The organism is Caenispirillum bisanense, assembly GCF_900230255.1.
Lineage (GTDB): Bacteria > Pseudomonadota > Alphaproteobacteria > Rhodospirillales > Rhodospirillaceae > Caenispirillum > Caenispirillum bisanense_A.
In genome coordinates this window covers 539357-558168 of record NZ_OCNJ01000002.1, presented here as the reverse complement: position 1 = coordinate 558168, position 18812 = coordinate 539357, and the positions used below count along the sequence as shown (strand labels likewise).

The 18812-nt window shown below is 71.8% G+C and carries 22 protein-coding genes; 6 read left to right on the top strand and 16 right to left on the bottom strand.

Translation table 11 applies throughout. The annotated features are described in order from the left end of the window. Window positions 1–57: 57 nt before the first annotated feature. The 6 genes from CRP50_RS07195 (at window position 58) to CRP50_RS07170 (ending at window position 3953) form a co-directional block, all read left to right on the top strand. A complete protein-coding gene (locus tag CRP50_RS07195; protein ID WP_097278294.1) occupies window positions 58–1539 on the top strand; it encodes a SulP family inorganic anion transporter in 1482 nt (493 codons plus the stop codon). A gap of 15 nt (window positions 1540–1554) precedes the next feature. After that, on the top strand, window positions 1555–2412 hold the full coding sequence (locus tag CRP50_RS07190; RefSeq protein WP_097278293.1) for a universal stress protein: 858 nt from the start codon (window positions 1555–1557) through the stop codon (window positions 2410–2412). Window positions 2413–2511: 99 nt separating this feature from the next. Continuing rightward, the gene (locus CRP50_RS07185; protein ID WP_097278292.1) at window positions 2512–2799 is read left to right on the top strand and encodes a hypothetical protein; all 288 of its coding nucleotides are present in this window, start codon (window positions 2512–2514) and stop codon (window positions 2797–2799) included. After that, entirely contained in the window at window positions 2777–3250 is a 474-nt protein-coding gene (locus tag CRP50_RS07180) for a hypothetical protein (protein ID WP_141415077.1), read from the top strand. Before CRP50_RS07185 ends, CRP50_RS07180 begins: the two co-directional genes overlap by 23 nt. Window positions 3251–3321: 71 nt before the next feature. Next, window positions 3322–3735, top strand: coding sequence for a DUF411 domain-containing protein (locus CRP50_RS26325; RefSeq protein WP_097278290.1), 414 nt, complete (start codon window positions 3322–3324; stop codon window positions 3733–3735). Next, window positions 3735–3953: a hypothetical protein gene (locus CRP50_RS07170; protein ID WP_097278289.1), complete on the top strand. Its 219-nt coding sequence runs from the start codon at window positions 3735–3737 to the stop codon at window positions 3951–3953. The genes CRP50_RS26325 and CRP50_RS07170 overlap by 1 nt, the downstream gene beginning before the upstream one ends. Before the next feature lie 7 nt (window positions 3954–3960). Here the strand turns inward: CRP50_RS07170 and CRP50_RS07165 are convergent, their stop codons facing one another. The 16 genes from CRP50_RS07165 to CRP50_RS07090 form a co-directional block, all read right to left on the bottom strand. Next, window positions 3961–5622, bottom strand: coding sequence for an EAL domain-containing protein (locus CRP50_RS07165; protein WP_097278288.1), 1662 nt, complete (start codon window positions 5620–5622; stop codon window positions 3961–3963). 20 nt (window positions 5623–5642) lie between these two features. Continuing rightward, entirely contained in the window at window positions 5643–5990 is a 348-nt protein-coding gene (locus tag CRP50_RS07160) for a hypothetical protein (RefSeq protein ID WP_097278287.1), read from the bottom strand. 248 nt (window positions 5991–6238) lie between these two features. Further along, on the bottom strand, window positions 6239–6454 hold the full coding sequence (locus tag CRP50_RS07155) for a light-harvesting protein (RefSeq protein ID WP_097278286.1): 216 nt from the start codon (window positions 6452–6454) through the stop codon (window positions 6239–6241). Window positions 6455–6466: 12 nt separating this feature from the next. Then, the gene (gene ccmI, locus CRP50_RS07150) at window positions 6467–7912 is read right to left on the bottom strand and encodes a c-type cytochrome biogenesis protein CcmI (protein WP_097278285.1); all 1446 of its coding nucleotides are present in this window, start codon (window positions 7910–7912) and stop codon (window positions 6467–6469) included. Between the two features lie 16 nt (window positions 7913–7928). After that, entirely contained in the window at window positions 7929–8441 is a 513-nt protein-coding gene (locus CRP50_RS07145) for a cytochrome c-type biogenesis protein (RefSeq protein ID WP_097278284.1), read from the bottom strand. Then, window positions 8438–9040, bottom strand: coding sequence for a DsbE family thiol:disulfide interchange protein (locus CRP50_RS07140; RefSeq protein ID WP_176525065.1), 603 nt, complete (start codon window positions 9038–9040; stop codon window positions 8438–8440). Before CRP50_RS07140 ends, CRP50_RS07145 begins: the two co-directional genes overlap by 4 nt. 10 nt (window positions 9041–9050) lie before the next feature. Next, window positions 9051–11051, bottom strand: a complete 2001-nt coding sequence (locus CRP50_RS07135) for a heme lyase CcmF/NrfE family subunit (protein ID WP_097278283.1) — start codon at window positions 11049–11051, stop codon at window positions 9051–9053. A gap of 43 nt (window positions 11052–11094) precedes the next feature. After that, a complete protein-coding gene (gene ccmE / locus CRP50_RS07130) occupies window positions 11095–11574 on the bottom strand; it encodes a cytochrome c maturation protein CcmE (RefSeq protein WP_097278282.1) in 480 nt (159 codons plus the stop codon). Beyond that, window positions 11571–11825, bottom strand: coding sequence for a heme exporter protein CcmD (ccmD, locus tag CRP50_RS07125; RefSeq protein WP_097278281.1), 255 nt, complete (start codon window positions 11823–11825; stop codon window positions 11571–11573). Before ccmD ends, ccmE begins: the two co-directional genes overlap by 4 nt. A 19-nt stretch (window positions 11826–11844) precedes the next feature. Then, window positions 11845–12564, bottom strand: a complete 720-nt coding sequence (locus CRP50_RS07120; protein ID WP_097278280.1) for a heme ABC transporter permease — start codon at window positions 12562–12564, stop codon at window positions 11845–11847. Between the two features lie 172 nt (window positions 12565–12736). Then, on the bottom strand, window positions 12737–13402 hold the full coding sequence (gene ccmB, locus CRP50_RS07115; RefSeq protein WP_416045203.1) for a heme exporter protein CcmB: 666 nt from the start codon (window positions 13400–13402) through the stop codon (window positions 12737–12739). Then, window positions 13402–14097, bottom strand: coding sequence for a heme ABC exporter ATP-binding protein CcmA (ccmA, locus tag CRP50_RS07110; protein ID WP_097278278.1), 696 nt, complete (start codon window positions 14095–14097; stop codon window positions 13402–13404). The genes ccmB and ccmA overlap by 1 nt, the downstream gene beginning before the upstream one ends. Before the next feature lie 614 nt (window positions 14098–14711). Then, window positions 14712–16172 (bottom strand): sensor histidine kinase, encoded by a 1461-nt coding sequence (locus CRP50_RS07105; RefSeq protein ID WP_097278277.1) that lies wholly within the window; start codon window positions 16170–16172, stop codon window positions 14712–14714. A gap of 11 nt (window positions 16173–16183) precedes the next feature. Further along, window positions 16184–16510, bottom strand: a complete 327-nt coding sequence (locus CRP50_RS07100; RefSeq protein ID WP_097278276.1) for a hypothetical protein — start codon at window positions 16508–16510, stop codon at window positions 16184–16186. 30 nt (window positions 16511–16540) lie between these two features. After that, on the bottom strand, window positions 16541–17956 hold the full coding sequence (locus tag CRP50_RS07095) for a dihydrolipoyl dehydrogenase family protein (protein ID WP_097278275.1): 1416 nt from the start codon (window positions 17954–17956) through the stop codon (window positions 16541–16543). Beyond that, the gene (locus CRP50_RS07090) at window positions 17946–18683 is read right to left on the bottom strand and encodes a TVP38/TMEM64 family protein (RefSeq protein WP_097278274.1); all 738 of its coding nucleotides are present in this window, start codon (window positions 18681–18683) and stop codon (window positions 17946–17948) included. The genes CRP50_RS07095 and CRP50_RS07090 overlap by 11 nt, the downstream gene beginning before the upstream one ends. Window positions 18684–18812 lie beyond the last annotated feature (129 nt).

Sequence of the window (18812 nt, the reverse complement as noted above, 5' to 3'; positions counted from 1 at the left end):
CGGCCCGGACCGAGGCCGGCTTTGCAGGCATCGCCGGCCCGCAACTAGGATTTCCGCATGCCCTTGTCCCGTTTGCGGGCGGACTGGATCGGCAACGTGCGCGGCGACGTGCTGGCCGGCATGGTCGTCGCCCTCGCCCTGATCCCCGAAGCCATCGCCTTTTCCATCATCGCCGGCGTCGACCCCAAGGTCGGCCTCTACGCCTCGTTCTGCATCGCCGTCGTCATCGCCTTCGCGGGTGGCCGGCCGGGCATGATCTCGGCGGCGACGGGCGCCATGGCGCTGGTGATGACCGACCTGGTGCGCGATCACGGCCTGCAGTACCTGCTGGTGGCGACGCTGCTGTGCGGGGCACTGCAGATCGGCTTCGGCCTGCTGCGCGTCGGGCGCTACATGCGGTTCGTGTCGCGGTCGGTGATGACCGGCTTCGTCAACGCCCTCGCCATCCTCATCTTCATGGCCCAGCTGCCCGAGCTGACGGGCGTCGCCTGGCCGACCTACGCCATGGTGGCGGCCGGGCTCGGCATCATCTACCTGTTCCCCTACCTGACCAAGGTGGTGCCGTCGCCGCTGGTCGCCATCGTGGTGCTGACCGCCGTCGCCATGGCCTTCGACATGCCGCTGCGCACGGTGGGCGACATGGGCGAGCTGCCCGACAGCCTGCCCGTCTTCCTGCTGCCCGACGTGCCGTGGACGCTGGAGACGCTGCAGATCGTCTTCCCGGTGGCGCTGACGCTGTCCATCGTCGGGCTGCTGGAAAGCCTGATGACCGCCAACATCGTCGACGAATTCACCGACACCGACAGCAACAAGAACCGCGAGTGCATGGGCCAGGGCACGGCCAACATCGTCTCCGGCCTGTTCGGCGGCATGGCGGGCTGCGCCATGATCGGCCAGTCGGTCATCAACGTGAAGTCGGGCGGCCGCGGGCGGCTCTCGGCCCTGGTGGCGGGCACCTTCCTGCTGTTCCTGATCCTCGTCCTCGGCGACCTGGTGCGGCAGATCCCCATGGCCGCGCTGGTGGCGGTGATGATCATGGTCTCCATCGGCACCTTTTCGTGGGCTTCCGTGCGCAACCTGCGCACCACGCCCGCCAGTTCCAGCACGGTGATGATCGCGACGGTCCTGGTGGTCGTCTTCACCCACGACCTCGCCAAGGGGGTTCTGGTCGGCGTTCTGCTGTCGGCGCTGTTCTTCGCCCGCAAGGTGTCGCAGATCGCCCGCGTCACCAGCGAAGCCTCCGCCGACGGCCGGGCGCGCACCTACCGGGTGGAGGGCCAGGTGTTCTTCGCCTCGGCCGAGACCTTCATCCGGGCCTTCGACTTCAAGGAGGTGCTGGAGCGCGTGACCATCGACATGAGCCGCGCCCACTTCTGGGACCTGACCGGGGTCGGCGCCCTCGACACGGTGGTGCTGAAGTTCCGCCGCGAGGGCACCGAGGTCGACATCGTCGGCATGAACGAGGCCAGCGCCACGCTGGTCGACCGGCTCGCCATCCACGACAAGCCGGGCGCCATGGACAGCCTGCTCGGGCACTGAGGAAGGAACTCTCCCATGCCGAAGATTCTCGCCTGCACCGACGGCTCCGCCCCCTACTCCGCCAGCGTCTACGACCATGCCGCCTGGGCCGCCCTGCGGCTCGGCGCGGCGGTCGAGGTGCTGCACGTCCTCGACGCCGCACGCGAGAAGGCGATGCTGGCCGACTTCACCGGCGCCATCGGCGTCGACGCCCGTGACGAACTGCTGCAGCAGCTGGCCGACCTGGAAGCCGCCAAGGCCAAGGTGGCGCAGAAGAAGGGCCGCCTCGTGCTCGACGACGCCACGGCCCGCCTGCAGGCGCTCGGCGTGGCGGAGGTGGAGGCGACGCTGCGTCACGGCACCCTGGTCGAAACCCTGGGCGAGCGCGAGCAGGGCGCCGACCTGGTGGTGATCGGCAAGCGCGGCGAGACCCACGACGTCGCCGGCGGCCACCTCGGCGCCAACCTGGAGCGTGCCGTGCGCAGCAGCCGCAAGCCCGTTCTGGTGGCCTCGCGCGCCTTCCGCCCCATCGGCCGGGCGGTCATCGCCTTCGACGGCAGCGCCAGCGCCCGCCGGGCGGTGGAACTGGCCGCCGCCGGTCCGCTGCTGCACGACGTCGCCGTCGACGTGCTGGCGGTGCGGCCGTCCTCCAAGGTCGCGGCCGAGGACCTGCCCTGGGCCGAGAGCACCCTGCGCGCCGTCGGCCGCGAGGCCCGCGCCGTCACCGCCGAGGGCACCCCCGCCGAGGCCATCGCCGCCCACGTCCAGTTGACCGCCGCCGACCTGGTGGTGATGGGCGCCTACGGCCACTCGCGCATTCGCGCCCTCATCATCGGTTCCACCACCACCGAGACCATCCGCACCTGTCAGGTGCCGCTGCTCATGGTGCACTAGACCCACTGGACCTCCTTCCGCGATTATGGAAACATCCCCACACGCAGCAGGACGCATGCACCGGCTGCGTGCGGATGCCATAGGGGGAGGCGGGTCGCCATGCAGGGGCAGCCGGTCGAGGAGCCGGCGGACGGAGGGGGAAGCCTGTGGCCCGACTGGAGCGTCATCGCCACCTTCCAGGACGACGGCTACAAAATCGCTGCCCTCGCCATCATATGCGTTACAATCATACTCGTCGTCGCGCTGCCGGCCGCCATCCGGGCATGGCGCCTGGACCGGCAGGATCGCCGGGCCCGTCGGGTCGACATGGCGCACCTGGCGCGCAGGATCGAGCAGGAGCGGACGAAACGGCATGGAGGCTTCCTTGATCTGGATCGTCGCGATTAGCTTGGCTGTGGCCGCCGGTCTGGCGCTGCGCTGGGTCGCGGGCCGGGTGGCGGCCAATGCCGAAGGCAGGCGGCTTCACCGCGAACGGTTCCGCATGCACGCCGAACGGGCGCTCGACTCGGGTGCGCTGACCGACCGCGATCTGGGCCTCATCGCCCTCTACGCCGAGATCATCGACACCGCCGACGGCCGCGACTTCATGATTCAGGCGGTGGAGCGGGTGCTGCAGAACAGCCGGGAGGGCATCGTCCCGCGCCCCGGGCATGAGACGTGCCTCGATGCGTACATGACCACCTACCATGTCATCCGGAACCTGTCGCACGTGGGCCTGCTGAAGGGCATGATCCTGGAGCGCAAGCTGCTCGCCGTCCTGGATCAGGACAAGGATCCGGCCGATACCCGCGATTACCTCGGCCCCATCATGGCGCGGCGGCATCTGACGGCCTCTTGACCACCATCAAGGCCGGTGCCGGGGGCGGCTGGCAGGGTGGGCGCATGCTCCCCCTTCAGCCGGAACCGACCATGCGCAAGATCGTCCTGTTGCCGCTCGCCGCCGCCGCCGGGTGGCTGTCCGTCACCGCCGCCGTGTTCACCCAGGACCCCGTCGTCGAGGTCACCGCCGCCGCCGGCTGCGCCGCCGAGGCCGAGGCCTGGGCCGCCAGCCTCGCCGCCGACGGGTTCGAGGTGGTGCGCGGCGACCCCGCCACGGCCACGGCCTCGGCCGACAGCAGAACCACCGCCTGCGTCGCCGGGCGAACCGGCGGGTTCGCCCTGGAAGGCGCGGTGCCGCCGGACATGGTGTCGGTGCTGCTGCGCAAGAAGCCGCGCGGCGTCACCGGCCTGACGGTGGACGGCGCGCCGGAGGGCGGCGTGCTGGCCCTCAACCGCGACGGCAGCCGCAGCGCCTTCCCGCCGCCGAAGAAGGACCGGTCGTGATGCGGTCGCTGCCCTGGACGCTCACCGCCGTCGGCATCGCCACCGCTCTCGGGCTGTGGGCCGTCACCCTCGGCTTCGCCGCGCTGCTGCCACGCGGGACGGCCGTGCCCATGGTCGCCGCCGACCTGATCGCCGGCGTCGCCTTCAGCCTCGTCCTGTTCGGCGGGCTCGGCCACCTGCTCGGGCGCATCCTGCGCGGCACGCGGCGCGAGCGCTGACGTGCCGTCAGTTGGCGGGGCGGCGGCCGAAGCCCTCCGGCTTGTCGCCGAGCACGAAGCGCGACACGTCGAGGTTCGGCTTGCCGAAGAACCAGCCTTGGCCGTAGCCGATGCCCAGTTCGCGCAGCAGCCACATGGTCTCGGCGTTCTCCACCATCTCGCCGATGCACTTGATGCCGAGGTCGCGGGCGAGGCCGGCGATGGCGCGCAGGAACGGCCGGCCGCAGCGGTCGGTGAAGGCCTCGCGGATGTAGGCGCCGTCGATCTTCAGGTAGTCCACCTCCAGCGCCCGCAGGTACTGGAAGGCGGCGGCGCCCGAGCCGAAATCGTCGATGCACACCGGGCAGGAGCGGCGGCGCAGCTCCTGCAGCACGGCGTTCACGCGGGCGAGGTCGGCGATCTCGTGGCTTTCCGTCACCTCGAACTTCAGACGCGGCAGCAGGTGATCGTGCTGCTGCAGCAGCGCCATGAGGTCGTGGCAGAAGGCGTCGTTGCCGATGGAGCGGCCGGACAGGTTGACGGCGATCTTGGCGCCGCCGCGCACCATCCGGTTGGCGCCCAGCACTTGCAGTGCCTGGCGCACCACCGCCATGTCCAGTTCCTGCACCACGCCGAAGTTCTCGGCGAAGTCGATGAGGGCGGCGGGGGCGACGAGGCGCTCGTTGCTCTCCAGCCGCGCCAGCGCCTCGTAGTGGTGCACCTGCCAGCCGGTGAGGTCGACGATGGGCTGGAACACGAGGCGCAGGTTGCTGCCGATGGCGTTGCGGAAGGCGACGACCTTGGCGATGGCCTCGTTCATGGCAGCCTTGTAGCCCGCCGACAGCGAGTCCATCGACAGCGTCTCCGCCCCCTTGGCGAAGGTGTTGAAGGTGTAGACCAGGGCCTTGGACAGGTCTTCCTCGCTCATGCCGCTGGCGCTGGCCTCGATGCCGGCGATGCGCAGGTCGAGCGGCGGAGCACCGGGCTCGAACACCGCCACCATCTGGTTGAGGCGGTCGCGGATGTCGGCCTCGGCGAGCGTCCCGTCGTGCAGCACGCCGACGGTGCCGTCCTGCAGGCGGCCGACGCAATCGCCGCCCACCGACCACGCCGACAGGAAGTCCATGGCTTGCGTCATGAAGCCGTCGACCTTGTCGGCCGGCAGCGCCGCGCCCACCACCTCGGGGCCGAGGTCGAGCAGGGTGAGCTTGGCATCCTCGGGCGCCTCGCCCGATTCCAGGCGGCGCTTCACCGTATCGGCGAAGACCTCGGCGGTCACCGGCACCGTCTTGGACTTGCGCGGCGGCACCGTCCGTTCCTTCACCGCCGTCATGGCGAGGTAGGCGCGCGTCGGGTCCTCGGGCATGGTCAGGCCCGACAGGTAGACGCGCCGCTGGCGGCTGTCCTTGCCTTCCACGTGCACCGGGACGCGGTCGAGGCGGCCGGAGCGGCGCAGGCGCAACAGCAGCTCGTCGAACAGCAGCACGTCGCAGCCGGCGACGAAATCGTGCACGAAGCCCGACTTCAGGTCGGCGGCGTCGCGCCCGAGCACGTTCTCGACCACCCCGCCGCAGTAGACGATGCGGCCGTCGTCGTCGACCTCGATGAGGACGTCGTTGCCGGCGAAGGCGAAGGCGATGAAGCGGGACTTCTGGGCCCGCAGGCGGGTGATCGAATCGTCTTGGCTCATGGCGGGCCTCGGGCTGGGCGTCAGGCGACGGCGGGCGCGTGCGACAACAGGGCGAGCAGGCGCAGGCCGGCCCGCTCCGCCTCGTCGGCGCGGGCGGGGCTGCGCAGCCCGTCGACGAACTGGACGGCGGCGGCGACGGCGGCGCGCGACGGCAGGTGGCCGAGGTGCGCCTGCAGGACGAGGCGGCACTTGAAGCGGATCACGGCGGCGAACGAGTAGGTGCGCGCCACCTCCGACAACTCGGCGACGAGCGCCACTTGGCGACCGACCTGACGGGCCGCCGCGGCGCCGTCGAAACGCGGCGCGGGATGACCGGCACGACCATGGGGGAACGCCGGGACTTCCGGCTGATGATGAGCGACGAACACGGGATCCTCCTCCTCGAAGATGTCCGCGGACGGCTCTCGACGGCCCCCTGTCGCCGTCCGCAGCGTCAGGAAGAGCAAACCCCGCGCCAGTCTGCCGCCGCCGCTCGTCTTGGCCGGTCGGCTGGCGAGTCGCTGCGGGAAACCGCGCCCCGCACGGCGGTGGGCGGCCGCGCGGCGGCTGGCACCGCGCCCCGTTTCGCGCCGATCTTCCTATTTTGCATTGCGCCGAAAGAAGTAGCCAGCACCGATCAGAAGCCGGTGCGCCCCGAAAACGGCCGGCCGGTCAGCAGCGACAGCAGATGCGCCGCCAGCGCCAGGACGGCCAGCAGCGACACCGCCATCACCAGCCGGCTGGGAAAGCGCCAGATGCGGCCCGGCACGTAGGGCCGGCGGTCGAGCACGATGGCGAGACCGCAGAGCGCCACCGCCACCGCCAGCGCGACCAGGGTCGCCGTCAGATCCACGGGCGGTCGCCCTCAGCTGCCGAGGGACTGCAGGCGGCGCTCCGCCTCGTCCCGCTCCAGCGAGCCCTCCGGCAGCAGGTCGCGCAGGCGCGTCCACAACTCGCGGGCGGCCTCGGCGTTGCCCTGGGCGGCCTCGTACTCGCCGACCAGCTTGAGGGCGGCGGTGTCGCGCGGCTCCACCGTCAGGATGCGACGAAGCGTCTCGTAGAAGGCGGCCGGCGGCTGCTCGGAGCCCTGATCCTTGGCGACCAGCGCCTGGGCATTGGCGAGGTTGCGCAAGGCTTCCAGGTTGTTCGGCTGCAGGCGCACGGCGTTGCCGTAGGCCTCCGCCGCCTCGGACGGCTGCTTCAGCACCACGTAGGACTGCCCGAGTCGCATCCAGCCGGCGTAGTCGTCGGGGTTCTCCTTCAGGCGCTCGGCGAGGCCGCCGACCATGCCCTGGATCATCTGCCGCTCTTCGTCGGAGAAGCCGCCGCCCGACTGCGCCCGCTCGGCGTCGGCCTGGTTGCGCATCGCCGCCCCGGCGTCGCCCGACTCGGCGGCGGGCGCGTCGGTCATGTCGAGGGGATGCACCGCCGCCACGGAAATGGGCGGGATGCCGGCCTGGGTGGCGACCTGACGGATGGCGTCCTTGATCATGGGCACCCACGGGGCATCGGCCGGGCTCGACTGCTCCAGGTCGCGCCACACCGCCAGCGCCCCCTTGGCGTCGCCCTGCTGCACGCGGGCGAGGCCGAGGTAGTAGCGGGCGCGCGGGTCGTCGCGCTCCTTGCGCAGGGTGTTGCGGAAGGCGGCGGCGGCGGGCGCCGTCACCTGCCCCTGGTTCACCGCCACCAGCGCCTCGCCGAGGGCGGCCCAGGTGCCGGCGTCGGACACGCCGCGCTTCACCGCCTGCTCGAAGGCCTTCACCGCCTGCTCGTAGCGGCCGAGCGTGCTCCACGAGCGGCCGAGCATGGCCCAGCCTTCGGGATTGTCGGGGTCCTGGGCGAGGCGTTCGGCCAGTTGCTCGGTCAGCGTCACCATTTCCTGCGCCTGCGCCGTTTCCATCCCGGCGCGGGCGGCGATACGGGCGGCGTGCGGCTGGTCCGGGTAGCCCGGCGCGCCGAGGGTCATGTAGAGGCCGAGGGCGCCGAGCGGCACGATCACCACGCTGGCGAGCGCCGCCACGCGGGCGGTGGCGCTGACCGGCTGCCCGACCTGACTGCGGCCCGCCTTGCGGCCCGGCGCGGGCGCGGCGGCGAGGATGCGGCGCTGGATCTCCAGCCGCGCCGCGGCGGCCTGATCCTCGGTCAGCAGGCCGCGCTCGCGGTCGCGGTCGACCTCCGACAGCTGGTCCTTGTAGACGGCGAGGTCGTAGGGGGACTGGTCGACCGCTCCCTTGGGCCGGCGCAGCAGCGGCAGCACCAGCAGGAGGAGGACGACTGCCGTCAGCAGCGCGAGCGCGATCCACAGAGCCATGATGGGGTACCGAACCTCAGGTGTTGGGGCCGTCGCCGTCGCGCAGCAGGGCGTCGAGGCGGCGGCGCTCCTCCGGCGTCAGGTCGGCGGGCGGCGGCACCGCGGCGGCGCCGGACGTGCCGGCGGCGGCGGAGCGATTGCGGTAGAAGGCGAAGGCGACGCCGCCGGCCAGCAGCAGGAACAGCACCGGCCCGAACCACAGGGCATAGGTGCTGGCCTTGAAGGGCGGCTCCAGCAGCACGTAGTCGCCGTAGCGGGCGACCATGAACTCCAGGATCTCGTCGTTGCTGTCGCCCTTCACGATGCGGTCGCGGACGATCAGGCGCATGTCGCGCGCCAGTTCGGCGTTGCTCTCGTCGATGTTCTCGTTCTGGCAGACGACGCAGCGCAGTTCCTTGGAAACCTCCCGCGCCCGCGCCTCGAGGGCGGGGTCGGCCAGCATCTCGTCGGGCTGCACGGCGTGGGCCGGCAAACCTGCGGCGACGGCCACCACGGCCGCCAGGGCGAGGGCGCGCGCGGTGCGGATCATGACTTGCGCAGCTCCTCGATCAGCGGCTTCAGAGTCTTTTCGAACACTTCGTCGGTCACCGGGCCGATGTGCTTGTAGCGGATGACGCCGGTCTTATCGACGACGAAGGTCTCGGGGGCGCCGGTCACGCCGAAGTCGACGGCGACACGCGAATCGGGGTCGAGGCCGACGCGGGTGTAGGGGTCGCCGTACTTCTCCAGCCAGCGCTTGCCGTCCATGGGGTCCTTCTCGCGCCAGTCGATGCCGTGGATGGCGACGTAGCCGGACTCCTTGATCTTCATCAGGTAGGGGTGCTCCACCTGACAGGCGACGCACCACGACCCGAAGATGTTGACCAGCGACACGTCGCCCTTCAGGTCCTCGCTCGACAGCGCCATGCCGCGGCCGGGCAGCGGGTCGAGCGCGAAGGCGGGCACCGGGCGGTCGATGAGCACGCTCGGCAGCTGCGACGGGTCCTCGCCCAGCTGCTTGAGGAAGAACCCCAGCAGCACGACGAACACCAGCGTCGGCGCGATGAAGATCAGCCGGCGGCCCCAGCCCATCTTCTGCGGGCCGGGATCGGCGGCGGCGGGGGCGGTATCGGTGCGGATGTCGGACATGACGGGATCCTCAGGCGCCGGCGGGCTTGGCGGCCGGGCCGGCGGCGGCCTTCTTGCGGGTGGGCGCGCCGACGCGATGGCGACGGTCGGTCAGCGACACGATGCCGCCGAGCGCCATGAGCAGCGCGCCGTACCACAGGAAGGGCACCAGCGGCTCGAAGTAGAGGCGCGTGACATAGCCCGGCTGGCCCTGGGCCGCATCGCCGACGACGGCGTAGAGGTCGGCCCAGCCGGTGGTGTGGATGGCGGCCTCGGTGGTGGGCATGGGCGGGCTGGTGTACTGGCGCTTCTCGGGCGTCAGCACGGCGATCTGCTCGCCGTCGCGCGACAGCACGAAGGAGCCTTCCACCGCGTCGTAGTTGGGGCCCTGCACCTCGCGGGCGCCCTGGAAGGTGAAGTCCCAGCCCGAGACGGTGACGGTCTGGCCCGGCACCATCACCTGCACCCGTTCCTCCTTCCAGTAGGAGGATACGGTGACGCCGGCCACCACCAGGGCGACGCCGGCGTGCGCCAGGGTCATGCCGAAGGCGGCGCGCGGCAGGGTGCCGGCGCGGCGCAACGATTCGCCGAGCGGCGCGCGGAACAGCTTCACCCGGTCGGCCAGTTCGACCGCCACGCCGACCAGCAGCCACACGGCGAGGCCGAGGCCGACGGCCGCCATGACGTCGTCCAGCCCGCCGCCGGCCAGCAGCCAGGTGACGACGAACACGCCGACCGCCAGCGCCGCCGCCAGCCACAGCCGGGCCAGCGCGCCCTTCACGTCGCCGCGCTTCCACGACAGCATGGGGCCGATGGCCATGGTGAGGATGAGCGGCACCATGAGCGGCACGAAGACGGCGTTGAAGAACGGCGGGCCGACGGTGACCTTGCCGAGCTTCAGGGCATCGGCGAACACCGGATAGAGGGTGCCGAGCAGCACCGTCGCGGTCGCCGTCGCCATCAGCAGGTTGTTGAGCAGCAGCGAGCCTTCGCGCGACACCGGCGCGAACAGGCCGCCGCCCTTCAGGCTCGGCGCCCGCACGGCGTAGAGCATGAGCGAGCCGCCCACCGAGACGCCGAGCAGCAGCAGCACGAACAGGCCGCGCGTCGGGTCGGAGGCGAAGGCGTGCACGCTGGTGATGATGCCCGACCGCACCAGGAAGGTGCCGAGCAGGCTGAGGCCGAAGGTCAGGATGGCGAGCAGGATGGTCCAGCTCTTCAGCGCGTCGCGCTTCTCCACCACGATGGCCGAGTGCAGCAGGGCGGTGCCGGCCAGCCACGGCATGAACGAGGCGTTCTCCACCGGGTCCCAGTACCACCAGCCGCCCCAGCCCAGCTCGTAATAGGCCCACCACGAGCCGAGCGCGATGCCGAGCGTCAGGAACATCCAGGCGAGCAGCGTCCACGGCCGCACCCAGCGCGCCCAGGCGGCATCCACCTTGCCCTCGATCAGCGCCGCCACGGCGAAGCTGAAGGCCATGCTGAAGCCGACGTAGCCGAGGTAGAGCATGGGCGGGTGGAAGGCGAGACCCGGGTCCTGCAGCAGCGGGTTCAGGCCGCGCCCGTCCATGGGCGCCGGGTCGAGGCGCAGGAAGGGGTTGGAGGTGAACAGGATGAACAGCAGGAAGCCGGCGGTGATCATGGCCTGCACCGCCAGCGTGCGGGCGCGCAGGGTCGGCGGCAGGTTGCGGCCGAACAGGGCGACGGCCAGCGCGTAGGTCACCAGAATGGTGATCCACAGCAGCAGCGAGCCCTCGTGGTTGCCCCACACGCCCGACACCTTGTAGAGCATCGGCTTGTCGGTGTGGCTGTTCTCCGCGACGTTGATGACCGAGAAGTCGCTGACCACGTAGGCGTAGGTCAGCGCCGCGAAGGCCGTGCCGACCAGCAGGAACATGGCGAGCGCCGCCGGGCGCGCCAGGTCCATCATCACGGCGTCGCCGCGATGGGCGCCGATCAGCGGCACCGTCGACTGCACCAGCGCCACCATGAACGCCAGCACCAGGGCGTAGTGGCCGAGTTCCGCGATCATGGCAGCCTCTGCTCTCTCGATCCTAAAGGGTCACGCGGCGACGTCAGTTGGTCGCCTTGGCGGGCTCGACCCCTTCGACGGAGCGGCCGAGCTTTTCCTTCCACGCCGGGTCCTGCCGCGCGAGCGCGTCGGCCACTTCCGGCGGCATGTAGTTCTCGTCGTGCTTGGCGAGCACTTCCGAGGCGACGAACACGCCGTCGCTGCCGATCTTGCCCTCGGCCACCACGCCCTGCCCCTCGCGGAACAGGTCCGGCAGGATGCCGGTGAAGGTGACGGGGGTGGAGGCGGCGTAGTCGGTGACCTTGAAGCGCACCGTGTCGCCCTGCTTCTCCACCGTGCCTTCCTCGACCATGCCGCCCAGGCGGAAGCGCTGGTCGGCGGAGACCTGCTTGGCCTGCAGATCCGACGGGCTGTAGAAGAACACCAGGTTGTCCTGGAAGGCGGTCAGCACCAGGGCGGCGCCGGCGAACAGCGCCAGCATGCCGGCCCCGACGAAATACAGGCGGCGCTTCTTGCGGGTCATCGCATCTCTCCTGCGGCATCGGCCGGTTCGGCCGGGGCCGTCTCGTGGGGCGCGGCGGCGGCGGGGGCGTCGCCCGCGCGGTCGCGCCGCGGACGGCGGCCGCGGGCCGCCTGCAGCTGGGCGAGGCGGCGCTCGCTGGTCTTCAGAAGCCGCCACGTGAAGACGAACAGAAGCGCCAGCACCACGGCGGCGATCCCGTAGGACGGCCAGACGAAGCCGGCGTAACCGCCCATGTCGAAGAAGTCCTGCATCCGATCCCTACCCGCGACCTCAGCCGTGCACCTGGCTCATGGAAATGGCGCGCACCTTGGCCTCGGCGATCTCGCCGCGCATGCGCAGCAGCACGACCGTCACGAAGTAGGCCTTGAAGGCGAACGCCATGAGAAGCAGCGGCGTCATCATGGCCGGGTCGATGGCCGGCCCGTCCATGCGCACCACGCTGGCCGGCTGGTGCAGCGTGTTCCACCAGTCGACCGAGAACTTGATGATCGGCACGTTGACGACGCCGACGAGCGCCAGCACGGCGGCGGCCCTGAAGCCGCGCTGCGGGTCGTCGAAGGCGTTCATGAGCGCCATGTGCCCGAGATAGAGGAAAAACAGGATGAGCATGCTGGTCAGGCGCGCGTCCCACACCCACCAGGTGCCCCACATGGGCTTGCCCCAGAAGGCGCCCGTCGCCAGCGCGATGAAGGTGAAGGCCGCGCCCACCGGGCTCGCCGCCTTGGCGAAGAGGTCGGAGACGGGGTGCTTCCAGATCAGCGCCACCGCGCTCGCCACCGCCATGGCCGTGTAGACGAACAGCGCCATCCAGGCGGCCGGAACGTGCACGTACATGATGCGCACCGTGGCGCCCTGCTGGTAGTCCTCCGGCGAGGCGACGAGCGAGAAATACAGCCCGGCCAGCAGCAGGATCACCGTCGCGCCCGCCGCCCACGGCAGGATGGCGTTGGCCAGCTTGAGGAAGCGGTTCGGGTTGGCGAAGCGATGCATCGTGGTCTCACTCGGTCCGGCACGCCATGTCGGTGCGCCTGCGCCTGTTTCTAGTGCGTCCGGCCACCTATTTCCACAGGCACCGTGGGGCAGTCTCGGGACTGTGATACGCGCCGGGCCTGAACGTCACCTTAACAATCGTCAAGGAGACAGTCCCTACCCCTTGCGGCCGTCACTCCACCGCCTGTCGCAGGGCCGCCGCCGTCGCCCAAGGGCACAGCGCCGCGGCGGCGAACAGGAAGCCGCCCAGGATGAGCAGCTGCGCGCGCACCGGCAGATCCATGACGGCGGCGTCGACCGCCGACACCCCGAACACGAGAACCGGAATATAGAGCGGCAGGACCAGCAGGGAAAGCAGGACTCCGCCCCGTCGCGCGCCCAGCACGAGCGCGGCGCCGACGGCACCGATCAGGCTCAAGGTGGGCGTGCCGATGAGGAAGGCAAGCACGAGCACGCCGAAGCCGGCGGCGTTCATGTTCAGCAGCACCGCCAGCACGGGCGCAGCCAGCAGCAGCGGCAGGCCGGTGGTCAGCCAGTGCGCCGTCACCTTGCCGAGCACCAGCACGCCGAGCGGCGCCGGGCCGCGGGTCATGAGGTCGAGGCTGCCGTCTTCGTAATCGGTCTGGAACAGGCGGTCGAGCGACAGCATGGAGGCGAGCAGCGCCGTCACCCACAGCACGCCGGCCGAGATGCGTTCCAGGATCCCCGCCTCCGGCCCGACGCCGAAGGGGAACAGCACCACGGTCAGCACGAAGAAGGTGACGACCATCAGGCTGTCGGAGCCCTGGCGCAGGGCGAGCCGCAGGTCGCGGGCGACGATGGCGCCGAAGCCGGCGATCATGACAGGGCCTCCTCGGCGGCATCCAGGCCGGCCCAGTCCATGGGCACGGTGAAGTCGTCCATCTGCAGCACCTTGGCGCCGGGCAGGGCGACGTCGGTGTGGGTCGACAGCACCACCATGCCGCCGCGGGCGCGGTGCTCGGCGATCAGCCCTTCGACCACGGCGACGGTGGCGCGGTCGAGTGCCGTCGTCGGCTCGTCGAGCAGCCACAGCGGCGCCGGCGCGGCCAGCAGGCGGGACAGGTTGACGCGGCGCTTCTGCCCGGCCGACAGCCAGCGGCCCGGCACGTCCAGCAGGTGGGCGATGCCGAAGGCGGCCAGCGCCCGCTGCACGGTGGCGGTGGAGCCGTCGCCGCTCCACAGGCTGGACCAGAAGCCGACGTTCTCGCGCACCGTCAGCACCGGCTTGATGGCGTCGTGGTGACCGATGTAGCGGCTGCGGCCGCCGTGCGCCTCGGGGTCCTCGGCGACGGGCGCGCCGCCCCAGGTGAGGGCGCCGGCGGCGGGGCGCAGCAGCCCGGCCATGACGCGCAGCAGGCTCGACTTGCCGCTGCCGTTGGGGCCGAGCAGCAGGATGGCCTCGCCGGGGGCGAGGGAGAAGTCGAGGTCGGCGAACACGATGCGCTCGCCGCGAATGCACGCGAGGCCCCGCCCCGCGAACTCCGCCGCATCGTCAAAGGCTTGGTCCGTCATGGGGCGGGAGGATAGGAGAGCGGAGGGCGCTTGTCGCGGGGAAAAAGGCCTTGGCGACCCCTTGCCGCCTCGCCCGCCTTCCCGCCGATCGAGCGGCAGAAATGAAACCGCCTCGCGCTCGGCGAGGCGGACGGCGCGACCGCGCCGCGCGGCTTTTGCCGCGTGAGCCAAGCGGGCTGCAAGGCCCGCGCCCGGCGCCTGAGGGACAAACAAAAACCCACGGCGCGACCGCGCCGCGCGGCTCCTGCCGCGGAAGCCAAGCGGGCCGCAAGGCCCGCGCCCGGCGCCTGAGGGGCAAACAAAAAACCCACGGCGCGACCGCGCCGCGCGGCCCCTGCCGCGGAAGCCAAGCGGGCCGAAGGCACGCGCCCGGCGCCTGAGGGGCAAAAAAAAGAAATCCGCCTGAGGGCAAACAAAACACCCAGCGAGCGGCCGGCGTGGAGGGAGGGGGTACGGGCACGCCGGCCGCCAGGCTGCGGTCTCGGCCGGTCTGTGAAGGGGCTACCGGCCGTCAGGTCCCGGGGGGAAGGACCATGCGAAGGAGTGTCGTTCGCAAATGTGGCGCCAATGAGGAAACGGCATGGCGGCACCGGGGTAATTGGCTGAACGATCGTTCATCTGGCGTCCATGAGGGGCAGCGTCAGGCGGAACACGGTGCCGTCGCCGCCGGTCCTCTCCAGCACGATGTCGCCACCGAGCGCCCGCATGATCTCCCGCGCGATGGGCAGGCCGAGGCCGGTGCCGCCGGCCCGCGCCGAGCCGCTGAACGGCTGGAACAGGTTGTCGAGCGCCCGCGGCGGCATGCCCGGGCCGTCGTCGGCCACCTGCACGGCGACCATCCGCCCTCCGGCCGGCTCGGCGGTGACGATGACGCGGGTGGCGCCGGCCTCGCAGGCGTTGCGCAGCAGGTTCTCGAACACCCGCGGCAGCTGGGCCGGATCGGCCCGCACCGCCAGGGCGGCGGGGATCTCCACCCGTACCGCCGTATCGCCCGCCGCGGGGGCCGCCTCGTGCACCACCGGCGCCAGCGGCACCGCCACCAGCCGCACCTCCGGCGGGCCTTCCTTGGCGAAGCGGAGGGTGCGGGTGCACAGATGCACGGCGCGGTCGAGGGCGCGGGCGATGCCGGCGGTGGTGTGCTTGATCTCGGGATCGGCGGCGGAGGCCTCCAGCCGGTCGCTTTCCAGCAGGGCCGCCGACAGCACGCCTTTCAGATCGTGGCTGATCTTGCTCACCGCCGTGCCGACCGCCGCCAGCCGCGCCCGTTGCGTGAGGGCGTCGCGGAGTTCGGTCTGCATCTCGGCCAGGGCGCGTTCGACCACGCCCACCTCGTCGTCACGCGAACTCGGGCGCAGGACGCGGCCGGCGTCTTCCGGCGCGCGGCGGAAGTCAGCCATGTTGCCGGCCAGCCGCAGCATGGGCCGCACCAGCAAGAGGTGCAGGCTCAGGTACACCAGCCCCGCCGTGAACAGCGAGATGATGAGGCTGAGGTAGAGGATGCGCTCCCCATAGGCCAGCATCTCGCGGCGCATGGGCGCCTCGTCGATGGTGACCGCGATGACCGCCACCGGGTCCTTGGGGCTTTCCCCCATGACGCCGATGAGGCGGTTGTCGGTCCGCAGCATGGCGGCGATACCATCGCCCAGCAGTTCGAAGAAGCCGGCGCCCTGGAGGTCGAAGACGGCGTCGAACAGCGCCGGCTCCTCGCCCAGCATGAGCTTGGGCCGGTTGGGCCGCCAGGCGGTCATGCCGCGGGTGCCGGCGTAGTCGAGCAGGCGCATCTGCAGGCTTTCGTCGACCATGCCGTCCGGCGTCGCCTCCAGCGCCAGCAGCGCCAGATGCGCCTGCGACAGGCGCTCGTTGAGGTATTCCAGGCGGTAACGCCCGACCGAAGGCGCGAAGATCGCCACTTCCGCCAGCATGACGAACAGCGTCGTCAGCACCAGCAGGCGGGCCGACAGGCTGCGCAGGAACGGCGGCCGCCGCAGGTCGGGATGACGGCCGCAGCCGCCGGGGCGCGGCGACTCGGGCGGCGGCGGCAGCGGCGGGGCGGTGGGGTCGGGGTCCTTGGGCACGGTCCGGCGCCTCACCCGGGGACCGCGGGGATGTCGCGCCGCAGGTCCGGCTCGTCGTGGACGAAGGTCAGGGCGAGCGTCCCCGGCACGTCGGCCGCGGCGGACACCGCCGCCTCCTCCGGCGTCGGGCCGTCGAGCCGCAGGTCGAGGGCCTCCAGCCGGTCGCGCAGGGCCGGAACGGCGGCACCCGGCACGGTGAAGCGCAGGGTCACGGCCTTGTTGGAATAGAACAGGGCGTCATCGACCCAGCCGCCGGAGGCACCGATGGCCTCCTTGCAGGCGTCGGTGACCACATGGCGGTCGGCTCGGCTGACGGCGCTGAAGCGAAGCAAGCGCATGGACGGGCACCTCCTGACCCTGGCCCCACTCTACCCCAGGCGGGCGAGCAGGCGCACCAGCCGCCGCGTGCCGGCACCGAACAGGCGGGGGGTATAGAACCCGCCGGCCGCCCGCTTGCCGATCTCGCCGAGGGTGGGATAGGGGGCGATCATGGTGGCGACGGCGCCGATCTTCAGGCCCTGGCCGAGCGCCAGCACCCACGGCTGGATCAGCTCGCCGGCCCGCGGCCCGGCGATGCCGCAGCCGAGGATGCGGCCCTTGCCGTCGACCACCACCTTGATGCGGCCTTCGGTGCGGCGCTCCGCCTGGGCGCGGTCGTTGCCGGCGAAGGACTCGGCCAGCACGCGGATGCCGTCGCCGTGGCGGTCGCGCGCCGCCGCCTCGGTCAGGCCGACCTGGGCGAGTTCGGGGTCGGCGAAGGTCACCCACGGCACCAGGTCGTGGCGTGCCTTGGCGGGCAGGCGGAACAGGGCGTTGCGCACCACGATGCCGGCGTCGTGGCCGGCGCGGTGGGTGAAGTAGGGCGGCCCGGCGCAGTCGCCGATGGCGAAGACGCGGCGGTTGGAGGTGCGCAGGCGGGCGTCCACCGCGATGCCCCGCTGCGGATCGAACTCGATCCCCGCCGCCTCCAGCCCGAGCCCCGCCACCGTCGGCGTCCGCCCGATGGCCACCAGCAGGTGCGAGCCGGTCAGGCGGCGGCCGTCGGCCAGCACCAGGGTCGGCCCCGGCTCCACCGCCGCCGCCTCCGCCTGCTCGTGCAGGTCGAGCCCCGCCGCCCGCAGCGAGTCGCGCACCACCGCCCGCAGGTCCGGGTCATCCTTCGGCAGGATGCTGCCGCGCGTCGCCAGCGTCACCGGCACCCCCAGACCGAGGAAGGCCGAGGCCATCTCCACCCCGATGGGGCCGCCGCCCAGGATCACCAGCCGGTCGGGGCGGGCGCGCAGGTCGAACAGGGTCTCGTTGGTCAGCGGCGCCGCTTCGGCCATTCCCGGCAGGTCCGGCACCGTGGGGCGCGAGCCGGTGGCGAGCACCACCCGGCGCGGCCGCACCGTGACATCGCCGATGCGCAAGGTGCGGGCATCGGTGAAGGCGGCCGGCGCCCGCAGCACCGTGCAGCCCAGCGCCTCGAAGCGCTCCTCGCTGTCGTGCGGGGCGATGCGGGCGATGACGTCGTGGACGTGCGCCATGGCCGCGCCGAAGTCGACCGACACGCTCGCCCGCACGCCGAAGGCCGCCGCCCGCCGGGCATCGGCGGCGGCGTGGCCGGCGGCGAGCAGCGCCTTGGACGGCACGCAGCCGACGTTGAGGCAATCGCCGCCCATGCGCCCCTTCTCCGCCAGCACGACGGAGGTCCCCATCTGCACCGCCCCGGCCGCCACCGACAGGCCGCCCGAGCCGGCCCCGACGACGCAGAGATCCGGCGTCAGCACCCGCTCAGCGGTCATGGCGCGCCCTCCAGCGGCGATAGGCGACGGGCACCAGGGCGAGCAGCGACAGGCCGAGCAGCGGCAGCAGGATCTCCGGGCTCCAGACGATGGACAGGTCCGGCCGCCCGCCGGCCGCGAACACGGCGTCCAGCCCGTTGCCGACACCGGCGTAGACCACCGCCCCCGGCACGATGCCGATGGCGGTCGCCATGGTGTAGGTCGACAGCCGCACGCCGAGCAGCGCCGGCACCAGGTTCACCAGCCAGAAAGGAAACAGCGGCACCAGCCGCAGCACGAGCAGGTAGGAGAAGGCATCGCGCCGGAAGCCGTCCTCCATGCGCGCCAGCGCCCCGCCGGCCCGCGCCGCCCAGGCCTCGCGGAACACCGTGCGGGCGAGCAGGAAGACGACCACCGCCCCCGCCGTCGCCCCGACCACGGCATAGGCCGCCCCCGCCGCCGTGCCGAACAGGAAGCCGCCGGCGATGGTCATCCACACCGCGCCGGGCAGCGACACCCCGACCACCAGCCCGTAGGCCGCCACGAAGGCCGCCGCCGCCAGCACCCCGTGGGCGGCGACCCAGTCCTGCAGGGCGGCGCGGTGCGTGCTCAGGGTCTCGAACGACAGGACGTCCGCTGCCCCCGACAGCCACACGCCCACCCCCACCGCCACGACGGCGGCGAGCAGCGCGAGGCGGGGCAGAACGGTCGACCGGGTGGCGGGTGGCGACTCCGCGGTGGGCGGCATGGCGGGCGAACCTCGCTGGACGGGTGGAGGACTGTCTTTCCGACGTAACATCGCCGCCCCTCCCCCTCAACTGACGTTGCCGTGAACGGCCGGGCGCCCCATGTCACCGTCGCGTGATCGGGCGGCGGA

Excerpts from the sequence above, each read along its gene's own strand:
- CRP50_RS07135 (WP_097278283.1), bottom strand. The coding sequence starts at position 11,051 with ATGATCGCGGAACTCGGCCACTACGCCCTGGTGCTGGCGTTCATGGTG.
- CRP50_RS07095 (WP_097278275.1), bottom strand. The coding sequence starts at position 17,956 with ATGACCGCTGAGCGGGTGCTGACGCCGGATCTCTGCGTCGTCGGGGCC.
- CRP50_RS07140 (WP_176525065.1), bottom strand. The coding sequence starts at position 9,040 with ATGTCCGACATCCGCACCGATACCGCCCCCGCCGCCGCCGATCCCGGC.
- CRP50_RS07145 (WP_097278284.1), bottom strand. The coding sequence starts at position 8,441 with ATGATCCGCACCGCGCGCGCCCTCGCCCTGGCGGCCGTGGTGGCCGTC.
- ccmE (WP_097278282.1), bottom strand. The coding sequence starts at position 11,574 with ATGACCCGCAAGAAGCGCCGCCTGTATTTCGTCGGGGCCGGCATGCTG.
- CRP50_RS07165 (WP_097278288.1), bottom strand. The coding sequence starts at position 5,622 with ATGAGCCAAGACGATTCGATCACCCGCCTGCGGGCCCAGAAGTCCCGC.
- CRP50_RS07120 (WP_097278280.1), bottom strand. The coding sequence starts at position 12,564 with ATGCATCGCTTCGCCAACCCGAACCGCTTCCTCAAGCTGGCCAACGCC.
- ccmA (WP_097278278.1), bottom strand. The coding sequence starts at position 14,097 with ATGACGGACCAAGCCTTTGACGATGCGGCGGAGTTCGCGGGGCGGGGC.
- CRP50_RS07190 (WP_097278293.1), top strand. The coding sequence starts at position 1,555 with ATGCCGAAGATTCTCGCCTGCACCGACGGCTCCGCCCCCTACTCCGCC.
- CRP50_RS07090 (WP_097278274.1), bottom strand. The coding sequence starts at position 18,683 with ATGCCGCCCACCGCGGAGTCGCCACCCGCCACCCGGTCGACCGTTCTG.
- CRP50_RS07185 (WP_097278292.1), top strand. The coding sequence starts at position 2,512 with ATGCAGGGGCAGCCGGTCGAGGAGCCGGCGGACGGAGGGGGAAGCCTG.
- CRP50_RS07100 (WP_097278276.1), bottom strand. The coding sequence starts at position 16,510 with ATGCGCTTGCTTCGCTTCAGCGCCGTCAGCCGAGCCGACCGCCATGTG.
- CRP50_RS07195 (WP_097278294.1), top strand. The coding sequence starts at position 58 with ATGCCCTTGTCCCGTTTGCGGGCGGACTGGATCGGCAACGTGCGCGGC.
- CRP50_RS07170 (WP_097278289.1), top strand. The coding sequence starts at position 3,735 with ATGCGGTCGCTGCCCTGGACGCTCACCGCCGTCGGCATCGCCACCGCT.
- ccmI (WP_097278285.1), bottom strand. The coding sequence starts at position 7,912 with ATGGCTCTGTGGATCGCGCTCGCGCTGCTGACGGCAGTCGTCCTCCTC.
- CRP50_RS26325 (WP_097278290.1), top strand. The coding sequence starts at position 3,322 with ATGCGCAAGATCGTCCTGTTGCCGCTCGCCGCCGCCGCCGGGTGGCTG.
- ccmD (WP_097278281.1), bottom strand. The coding sequence starts at position 11,825 with ATGCAGGACTTCTTCGACATGGGCGGTTACGCCGGCTTCGTCTGGCCG.